This is a genomic window from Stenotrophomonas sp. 05L414_2, assembly GCF_056397905.1.
In genome coordinates this window covers 1-9,003 of the sequence record NZ_JBFTOJ010000163.1, presented here as the reverse complement: position 1 = coordinate 9,003, position 9,003 = coordinate 1, and the positions used below count along the sequence as shown (strand labels likewise).

General features: G+C 67.3%; 6 protein-coding genes and 1 pseudogene. 3 read left to right on the top strand and 4 right to left on the bottom strand.

Features of this window, described 5'->3' with window-relative positions; genetic code table 11:
- Positions 1 to 29: 29 nt before the first annotated feature.
- The 3 genes from glpK to AC1DJN_RS18080 all read right to left on the bottom strand — a co-directional run bounded on the left by glpK (position 30) and on the right by AC1DJN_RS18080 (position 3,833).
- Complete coding sequence (gene glpK / locus AC1DJN_RS18090) at positions 30 to 1,529, bottom strand: glycerol kinase GlpK (protein WP_032976574.1); 1,500 nt, start codon at positions 1,527 to 1,529, stop codon at positions 30 to 32.
- A gap of 63 nt (positions 1,530 to 1,592) precedes the next feature.
- The gene (gene glpD, locus AC1DJN_RS18085; RefSeq protein WP_032976573.1) at positions 1,593 to 3,077 is read right to left on the bottom strand and encodes a glycerol-3-phosphate dehydrogenase; all 1,485 of its coding nucleotides are present in this window, start codon (positions 3,075 to 3,077) and stop codon (positions 1,593 to 1,595) included.
- Between the two features lie 120 nt (positions 3,078 to 3,197).
- Complete coding sequence (locus AC1DJN_RS18080) at positions 3,198 to 3,833, bottom strand: OmpW/AlkL family protein (RefSeq protein ID WP_025877381.1); 636 nt, start codon at positions 3,831 to 3,833, stop codon at positions 3,198 to 3,200.
- Between the two features lie 186 nt (positions 3,834 to 4,019).
- Between AC1DJN_RS18080 and AC1DJN_RS18075 the strand changes: the two genes are divergently transcribed.
- From AC1DJN_RS18075 to lpdA, 3 genes are all read left to right on the top strand, one after another.
- Positions 4,020 to 4,589 (top strand): DNA-deoxyinosine glycosylase, encoded by a 570-nt coding sequence (locus tag AC1DJN_RS18075; protein WP_051585033.1) that lies wholly within the window; start codon positions 4,020 to 4,022, stop codon positions 4,587 to 4,589.
- A 113-nt stretch (positions 4,590 to 4,702) separates the two neighbouring features.
- The gene (gene aceF, locus AC1DJN_RS18070; RefSeq protein ID WP_442252163.1) at positions 4,703 to 6,445 is read left to right on the top strand and encodes a dihydrolipoyllysine-residue acetyltransferase; all 1,743 of its coding nucleotides are present in this window, start codon (positions 4,703 to 4,705) and stop codon (positions 6,443 to 6,445) included.
- 107 nt (positions 6,446 to 6,552) lie between these two features.
- Positions 6,553 to 8,361 carry a dihydrolipoyl dehydrogenase gene (gene lpdA, locus AC1DJN_RS18065; protein ID WP_313443603.1) on the top strand — a complete coding sequence of 603 codons (1,809 nt, stop codon included), beginning with the start codon at positions 6,553 to 6,555 and terminating at the stop codon, positions 8,359 to 8,361.
- A gap of 461 nt (positions 8,362 to 8,822) precedes the next feature.
- Here the strand turns inward: lpdA and AC1DJN_RS18060 are convergent.
- Positions 8,823 to 9,003, bottom strand: a pseudogene (locus AC1DJN_RS18060) (hypothetical protein); the annotation flags it as partial.

Here is a 9,003-nt window from a genome sequence, read left to right as displayed (position 1 = left end):
GTGTTGCCGGCCAGCGGCCGGCACTACCGTCAGTCGACGTGGAAGGCGAGGGTGGCGGCCACGGCCTGCTGCCACCCGGCGTAGAGTTTCTCGCGCCGGGCCACCGCCATCTGCGGTTCGAAGCGGCGATCCAGCCCCCACTGTGCCGCGATCTGTTCGCGGCTCTCCCAGAAGCCGACCGCCAGCCCGGCCAGATAGGCCGCACCCAGCGCGGTGGTCTCGGTCACCCGCGGTCGCAGCAGGGGGACGCCGAGGATGTCGGCCTGGAAGCTGGCAAGGAAGTCGTTGCCGATCGCGCCGCCATCGGCGCGCAGTTCACTGAGCGAGATGCCCGCATCGGACTGCATCGCATCCAGAACGTCGCGGGTCTGGTAGGCCATCGCCTCCAGCGCTGCGCGCACGAAGTGGGCCTTGCCTGTGCCACGGGTCAGGCCGAACATCGCACCGCGCACGTCGCTGCGCCAGTACGGTGCACCCAGGCCGACGAAGGCCGGCACCAGGTACACCCCCGCGCTGTCCGGCACCTGTGCGGCCAAGGCCTGGCTGTCAGCAGCGCGATCGATCATGCGCAGCCCATCGCGCAGCCACTGCACCACCGAGCCGGCGATGAAGATCGACCCCTCCAGCGCGTATTCCACCTTTCCCTCCAGGCCCCAGGCAATGGTGGTCAGCAGGCCATTGCGCGAGCGCACGGCCTGCGTGCCGGTGTGCATCAGCATGAAGCAGCCGGTGCCATAGGTGTTCTTGACCATGCCTGGCTGGAAGCAGGCCTGGCCGAACAGCGCGGCCTGCTGGTCGCCGGCGATGCCGGCAATCGGGATCGGATGGTCGAAGAAGAACTGCGGGCGCGTGTGCGCGTACACCGAACTGGAATCGCGCACCTGCGGCAGCATCGCACGCGGAATGTCCAGCAGGGCCAGCAGGTCCTCGTCCCAGTCCAAGGTGTGGATGTTGAACAGCAGCGTACGCGCGGCGTTGCTGTAGTCGGTCACGTGCGCCTGGCCGCCGCTGAGATTCCACACCAGCCAGCTGTCGATGGTGCCGAACAGCAGCTCGCCGCGCTCGGCCCGCTGCTGCGCGCCGTCGACGTGGTCGAGGATCCAGCGGATCTTGGTGGCCGAGAAATAGGCATCGATCAGCAGGCCGGTACGCTCGCGGATCAGCGCTTCGTGGCCGTCGGACTTCAGCCGCTCGCAGATCGCCTGGCTCTGCCGCGACTGCCAGACGATGGCGTTGTGGATCGGCTGGCCGCTGGCACGGTCCCAGACCACGGTGGTTTCGCGCTGGTTGGTGATGCCCAGTGCGGCGATGTGGCGGGGATCGATCTGTTCGCGGCTGAGCAGTTCGGTGATCGTGGCATAGACGCTGGTCAGGATCTCGCGCGGGTCATGCTCGACCCAGCCCGGCTGTGGAAACAACTGGGCAAACTCGCGCTGCGCGCTGCCGACGATGTCGCCGGCGCGATCGAACAGGATCGCGCGCGAACTGGTGGTTCCCTGGTCGATGGCCAGCACGTAGCGGGGCGTCATGCAGCGTCTCCGGTGGCGATGTTGGGATCGTAATGCATCGGTGGCGCCGGGCCGCGCGCGGCATTACCGGCGACGTGAATCCATCCAGGCCTGCAGCCGTGCCGCCTGTGTCGCGTCCATCTGCAGCCCCAGCTTGCTCCGCCGCCACAGTACATCCTCGGCGCTGCGGGCCCACTCGTGGTCGCACAGGAACGCCACCTCGCGTGCGTGCAGGCCCGCGCCAAAGTCTTCGCCCAGATCGAACAGGCTGCGTGCGCCGTGCAGCAGATCGATGCTGCGACTGCCATAGGCGCTGGCCCAGCGCCGCAGCGTGGCCTCCGGCAGCCAGGGGGCCTGGTGCCGAAGCTGTTCCCGTGCCTGCCCGGCATCGCCCCAGTCGCTGCCGGGCAGTGGCTCGCCTGCCGCCGTCCAGGCGGGGCGGGCGTGCGGCAGATAGGGGCGCAGCAGGTCCAGTGCCTCCTCGGCCAGTACCCGGTACGTGGTCAGCTTGCCGCCCAGCACGTGCAGCGCAGGCGCACCGTCGGCGTCCAGTTGCAGGCGATAGTCACGGCTCAGTTTGGCCGCGCGCGGGTCCGGGTCGGCCAGCAACGGGCGCACGCCGGCAAACTGCCAGACCACCTCGGCAGGTGCGACCGGATCGCGCAGGTAGCCGTTGGCAGCGCTGCACAGGTAGTCCACTTCCGCGGGCAGCACACTGCAGCGTGCGGGGTCGCCGCGATAGTCGGTGTCGGTGGTGCCGATGAGCAGGTGGTCGTGGAAGGGCAGCAGGAACACCACACGGCCGTCGGGCTGCTGCAGCAGGCAGGCGCGGTCGTTCGGCCAGGCGCGGCGCAGCACGATGTGGCTGCCCTGGACCAGGCGCAGCGCAGGTCCGCCGCTGCGGGCGTGCATGCGCTCCAGCAGACCGCCGGCCCAGGGGCCTGCGGCGTTGACCACCGCCTGTGCCTGCACGGTCTGCTGATGGCCTGCGGCGTTTTCCAGTACGGCGTGCCAGCGTCCGTGCCCGCGTTGCAGGTCCACGCAGCGCGTGCCGGTCAGGATGCATGCACCCCGCTGCGCAGCATCGAGCGCGTTGAGGATGACCAGCCGCGCATCATCCACCTGCGCGTCGGCGTAGCTGAAGGCGTGCTGCAGCTGTGGCGACAGCAGCGCGCCGAGTGGATCGTCGTGCAGATCCACGGCGCGCGACGCAGGAAAGGCGGGACCGCGCCGGCCCAGATGGTCGTACAGCCAGAGCCCGAGCCGCAGCATCCAGCGCGGGCGCAGGTGCGGYTGCCACGGAAGCACGAAGCACAGCGGCCGCACCAGGAACGGCGCCTGCCGACGCACCACCTCGCGCTCGCCCAGCGCCTTGCGCACCAGGCCGAACTCGCCCTGTTCCAGATAGCGCAGTCCGCCATGGATCAGCTTGCTGCTGGCGCTGGAGGTGTGTGCTGCCAGGTCGTGCTGTTCGCACAGCAGCACCTTCAGCCCGCGGCCGCTGGCATCACGGGCGATACCGGCGCCGTTGATGCCAGCGCCGATCACCAGCAGGTCGACCTCGTGCATCGCGCCTCCGCATCCCTTCTGTGTAGATTCGACTGTCAGTCGACTCTACAGAACCCGGGTGACGGAAACGACGACGGGCCCCGAAGGGCCCGTCGCGGTACAACAATGACGCAGAAGCGCTTAGAAGCGGGCGCCGATGCCGAAGCCGACGGTCCACGGATCCATCTTCGCTTCGCCGATCTTCTCGCCGCCGACCTTCACGTCCGGACGCGAACGCATGTAGCGGGCGTCGGCACGGGCGAACCAGGTCGAGTTGATGTTCATGTCCACACCGACGGTGCCGATCACGCCCTTGGCGTCCTTCAGGCGGATGTCGGAGTCGCTGCCGTCGGCCAGGGTTTCATTGCTGAAGGCCGACTGGAAGTAGCCCACGCCCACGAACGGACGGAACACGTTGTCAGCCTGGCCGAAGTGGTACTGGCCGCTCAGCGCGACCGGCTGCTGCTCGACGTTGCCGAGGCGGGCATTGCCCGGGCCCTTCACCTTGTGGTCGAACTTGTCTGCAGCGCCCCACAGTTCAACGGCCCAGTTGTCGTTGATGTAGTAGCTGAAGCTGACGGTCGGTGCCGGGCCGCCATCGACCTTCTTGATGCCGTCGATCGGGTCATTCTTCGGCTGCAGCAGCGAGACGCCGCCAACCACGGCAAAATGCTTGCCCGAGGCGGTATCGGTGGTGCTGCTGTCCTGCGCGAAGGCAGCCGGTGCAAACGCGGCGGAGGTCAGCAGGGCGAGGCTCAGGATACGGATGGAGCGCATGGGGGAATCTCCTAATGTTTCTTGTTTTGGGCCCCCGGTTGCGGGGCGAGCACACCGTAGTCGCCCCAACATGAATCGAATCCGACGCGCGTTAAAAATTAGTTCGCACTGTTCAGCGAACAGCGCGAAATCCCTGTTTCCATGCGGTTTCTGCCCTCCTGGAATATTCATGCAGTTGGAGAAGATGTGAGCGCTGCAACGTTGTGCATCGGCCTGCCTGCGCAGGTGAACGCGGATTGCCGGGTGTTGCTGCTGGGTTCAATGCCCGGTATCGCTTCGTTGCAGGCACAGCATTACTACGCGCACCCGCGCAATCGTTTCTGGCCCTTGCTCGGCGATCTGTGCGGCTTCGACCCGGCAATGCCGTACGCGCAGCGACTGCAGGCGCTGGCAGCCAATGGTGTCGGCCTGTGGGATGTGATCGGCCGCTGCAAACGACGCGGAAGCCTGGATGCGGACATCGTGCGTGGCACGGAAGTGGCCAATGCACTTCCCGCACTGATCGCCGCACTGCCTGACCTGCAGCTGATCGGCTGCAACGGTGGCGCGGCGATGCAGGCCTTCCAGCGCTGGGTGCAGCCGCAGCTGGCCACGTCGGCCAAGGTGCTGGCGCTGCCGTCCACCAGTCCGGCCAACGCAGCGTGGTCCTTGCCGCGCCTGCGCCAGGCCTGGCAGCCGGTGGCCGTCGCACTGGCGACATCAAGCGGACATCGGCAGGACAATACGCTACCGACTGGAAGCGCCGGCGGGCCATGAGCAACAGCGTGTCCCGGCTGCGTGCGTACTGAAAACACCTGTAACGGTTGGCGCTGGCTCCCGCTGGCCGCACAATAGACGTTTCCCTACACCAGATTGCCGGAGTTCTCCCCATGGCCGAAATCAAGGAAGCACGTGTCCCCGATATCGGTGACTACAGCGATATCCCGGTAATCGAGGTGCTTGTTGCCGTCGGCGATACGGTGAAGAAGGACCAGGGCCTGGTCACGCTGGAAAGCGATAAAGCGACCATGGAGGTGCCGTCCTCGGTGGCCGGCGTGGTCAAGGAAATCAAGGTCAAGCTGGGCGACAGCCTGTCCGAAGGCAAGGTCGTGGCACTGATCGAAGTGGCCGACGGCGAGGCTGCCCAGCCGGCCGCTGCCGCTGCACCCGCCGCTGCACCCGCACCGGCCAAGGCCGCTGCTCCGGCCGCTGCTCCGGCCGCTGCCACCCAGGCCGCTCCCGCTCCGGCCGCTGCTGCCGCCCCCGCTGCCAGCGGCGGCGCGGTGGAAGCCCTGGTGCCGGATATCGGCGATTACAGCGGCATTCCGGTCATCGAAGTGCTGGTCGCCGTGGGCGATACGGTGAAGAAGGACCAGGGCCTGGTCACGCTGGAAAGCGACAAGGCCACCATGGAAGTGCCGTCGTCGGTCGCCGGCGTGGTCAAGGAGATCAAGGTCAAGGTCGGCGACAACCTGTCGCAGGGCAACGTGGTCGCCATCATCGAAGCCGAAGGCGCTGCCGCCCCGGCCCCGGGCAAGGCTGCCGCCGCTGCTGCCCCGGCCGCCGCCGAGACCGCTACCAAGGTCGAGCCGGTCGCCGTGCCGGCCCAGCCGGACAAGCTGGCCGCCCGCGAGATCGCCAGCGCCCCCTCGGCCGGCGCGCCGACCAGCCCGCCGGTACAGTTCAACGCCGATGGCGTGCTGCCGGCCAAGGTGCCCTACGCATCGCCGGTGGTGCGCGTGTTCGCCCGTGAGCTCGGTGTCGACCTGCTGCAGGTCAGTGGCAGCGAGAAGGGCGGCCGCATCACCAAGGCCGACGTGCAGAAGTTCGTCAAGGCCGCGCTCAGCGGCGGCGCTCCGGCAGCTGCCGGTGGCACCGTGGCTGCCGGCGGTGGCCTCAACCTGCTGCCGTGGCCGAAGGTTGATTTCAGCAAGTTCGGCGACGTTGAAGTGCAGCCGCTGTCGCGSATCAAGAAGATCTCCGGYGCSAACCTGGCCCGCAACTGGGCGATGATCCCGCACGTCACCCAGTTCGAGCAGGCCGACATCACCGACCTGGAAGGCCTGCGCGTGGCGCTGAACAAGGAGAACGAGAAGGCCGGCATCAAGCTGACCATGCTCGCCTTCCTGATCAAGGCCAGCGCCGCGGCGCTGAAGAAGTTCCCGGAGTTCAACGCCTCGCTCGATGCCAGCGGCGAGAACCTGACCCTGAAGAAGTACTTCAACATCGGTTTCGCTGCCGATACCCCGAACGGCCTGGTCGTTCCGGTCATCCGCGACGTCGACAAGAAGGGCGTGGTGCAGATCGCGCAGGAAACCGGCGAGCTGGCCAAGAAGGCGCGTGACGGCAAGCTGGGCCCGGCCGACATGAGCGGCGGTTGCTTCTCGATCAGCTCGCTGGGCGGCATCGGCGGCACCGCGTTCACCCCGATCGTCAATGCCCCGGAAGTGGCCATCCTCGGCGTCTCCAAGTCGTCCATCCAGCCGGTCTGGAATGGCAAGGAGTTCGCACCGAAGCTGATGCTGCCGCTGTCGCTGAGCTACGACCACCGCGTCATCGATGGCGCCCTGGCCGCACGCTTCACCACGTACCTCTCGCAGGTGCTGGCCGACATGCGCCGCGTGCTGCTGTAAGGCACCGCTTCGCCCCCACCGTGCGGCCGCTGCCCCTGGCGCGGCCGCCTGTCGAAACGCAGTGACAGCCCGCCGGCCACGCCGGTCGGGCACGAGGAAAACCCACCATGGCCACGATTGAAATCAAGGTTCCCGACATCGGCGATTACAGCGATGTGCCGGTGATCGAAGTGCTGGTCGCCGTTGGCGATACGGTGAAGAAAGACCAGGGTCTGGTGACCCTGGAGTCGGACAAGGCGACCCTGGAAGTGCCGTCCTCGGCAGCCGGCGTGGTCAAGGAAATCAAGGTCAAGCTGGGCGACACGCTGTCCGAAGGCGCGGTCGTCGTGCTGCTGGAGACCGAAGGCGCCGCTGAAGCGCCGGCCAAGGCCGCTGCGCCGGCCCCGGCGGCCGCCGCCCCGGCCAGCAAGCCGCCGGTGACGCCGTCGCACCGCGCCCCCGCCGAGCCCGCAGCACCGAAGCCGGCACTGTCCAGTGGCAAGGCCGCCGACATCGAATGCGAAATGGTTGTGCTGGGCTCGGGCCCGGGCGGCTACACCGCCGCCTTCCGCGCCGCCGACGTCGGCCTGGATACGGTGCTGGTCGAACGCTACGCCAGCCTCGGCGGCGTCTGCCTCAACGTCGGCTGCATCCCGTCCAAGGCACTGCTGCACGCCGCTGCGGTGATCGACGAAGTCGCCCATGCCGGTGATTTCGGCGTCGAGTTCGGCAAGCCGACCATCACCCTGGACAAGCTGCGCCAGTACAAGGAAAAGGTCGTCAACCAGCTGACCAAGGGCCTGGCCGGCATGGCCAAGCAGCGCAAGGTCCGCAGCGTGCAGGGCGTGGGCAAGTTCGTGTCCGCCAATGAGCTGGAAATCACCGCCGCTGACGGCAGCACCCAGCTGCTGCGCTTCCAGAAGTGCATCATCGCCGCCGGTTCGCAGGCGGTGAAGCTGCCGAACTTCCCGTGGGACGACAAGCGCGTGATGGACTCCACCGACGCGCTGGAGCTGGCCGAAGTGCCGGGCTCGCTGCTGGTCGTCGGCGGCGGCATCATCGGCCTGGAAATGGCCACCGTGTACGGCGCGCTGGGCAGCAAGGTCACCGTGGTCGAGTTCATGGACCAGCTGATGCCGGGCGCCGACAAGGACCTGGTCAAGCCGCTGGCCGACCGCCTGAAGAAGCAGGGCATTGACGTGCACCTGAAGACCAAGGCCTCCGGCGTGACCGCCGATGCCAAGGGCATCACCGTGACCTTCGAAGCCGCCGAGGAAGGCCAGGCGCCGGCATTGGCGCAGGGCACCTTCGACCGCGTGCTGGTGGCCGTGGGTCGTTCGCCGAACGGCAAGAAGATCGATGCTGAAAAGGCCGGCGTGCAGGTGACCGATCGTGGCTTCATTCCGGTCGACCGGCAGATGCGCACCAACGTGCCGCACATCTTTGCCATCGGCGACATCGTCGGCAACCCGATGCTGGCCCACAAGGCCACGCACGAGGGCAAGCTGGCGGCCGAAGTGGCTGCCGGGCACAAGAAGGAGTGGGTCGCGCGGGTGATTCCGTCGGTGGCCTACACCAACCCGGAAATCGCCTGGGTTGGCGTCACCGAGACCGAAGCCAAGGCCAAGGGCCTGAAGGTTGGCGTGGCCAAGTTCCCGTGGGCCGCCAGCGGCCGCGCGATCGGCATCGGTCGCACCGAGGGCTTCACCAAGCTGATCTTCGACGAGGACAGCCACCGCATCATCGGCGGTGCGATCGTCGGCGTGCACGCCGGTGACCTGCTGGCCGAGATCGGCCTGGCGATCGAGATGGGTGCCGAGGCCGAGGATATCGGCCACACCATCCATGCGCACCCGACGCTGAGCGAGTCGGTGGCGATGGCCTCGGAAATCTACGACGGCACGATCACCGATCTGTACATGCCGAAGAAGAAATAAGGCGCCCGCGCCTTCCCGAACAAAAAGCCCCGGCATTGCCGGGGTTTTTTTGTTTCTCCGTTCCGGATTTTTGCGAGCTGTAGGGCCGCTGCGCGGGCGGCAGGCRTTTCGACAAATGTCCCCCGTCGCCCGCCTTCGGCGGTCGCCTCCTCCTTTACTTTGTCGAAACGCCTGCCGCCCGCGCAGCGGCTCGGCTTGCGGAAGGCGGAAGCCACAACCACTCCCACCGCAGCGGCTGCCTGGATGCCTGACACGCGGAGGGAGAGGGGGCTGGGTGCGAAGTATAGGAGGAGGTGACGGCCGCAGGCCGGCGCCGGGGGACATTCGCACCCCGCCCCCTCTCCCTCCAGCGCTCGACCAACCCGCTTCTGCTCTTCTGCCAGGAAGCCACAAAAAAACGCGGCCCCCGATGTTCCGGAGGCCGCGCCAGGAGAGAGAATGCTGTGGAAGGGGAGCAGGGTTTAGAAGGTGACGCTGATACCCGCCACCGGGCCCTTGAATTCCTGCTTCAGGCCGATGGTGCCGTCGCTGCCCTTCTTGTCCGCATCCAGCTTGAACCAGTCGTAGCCGGCGAACACGCCGAAGTTCTGGGTGAAGCGGTAATCGACGATCGCGTTGGCGCGGCTGAGGTCACCCTTGTAG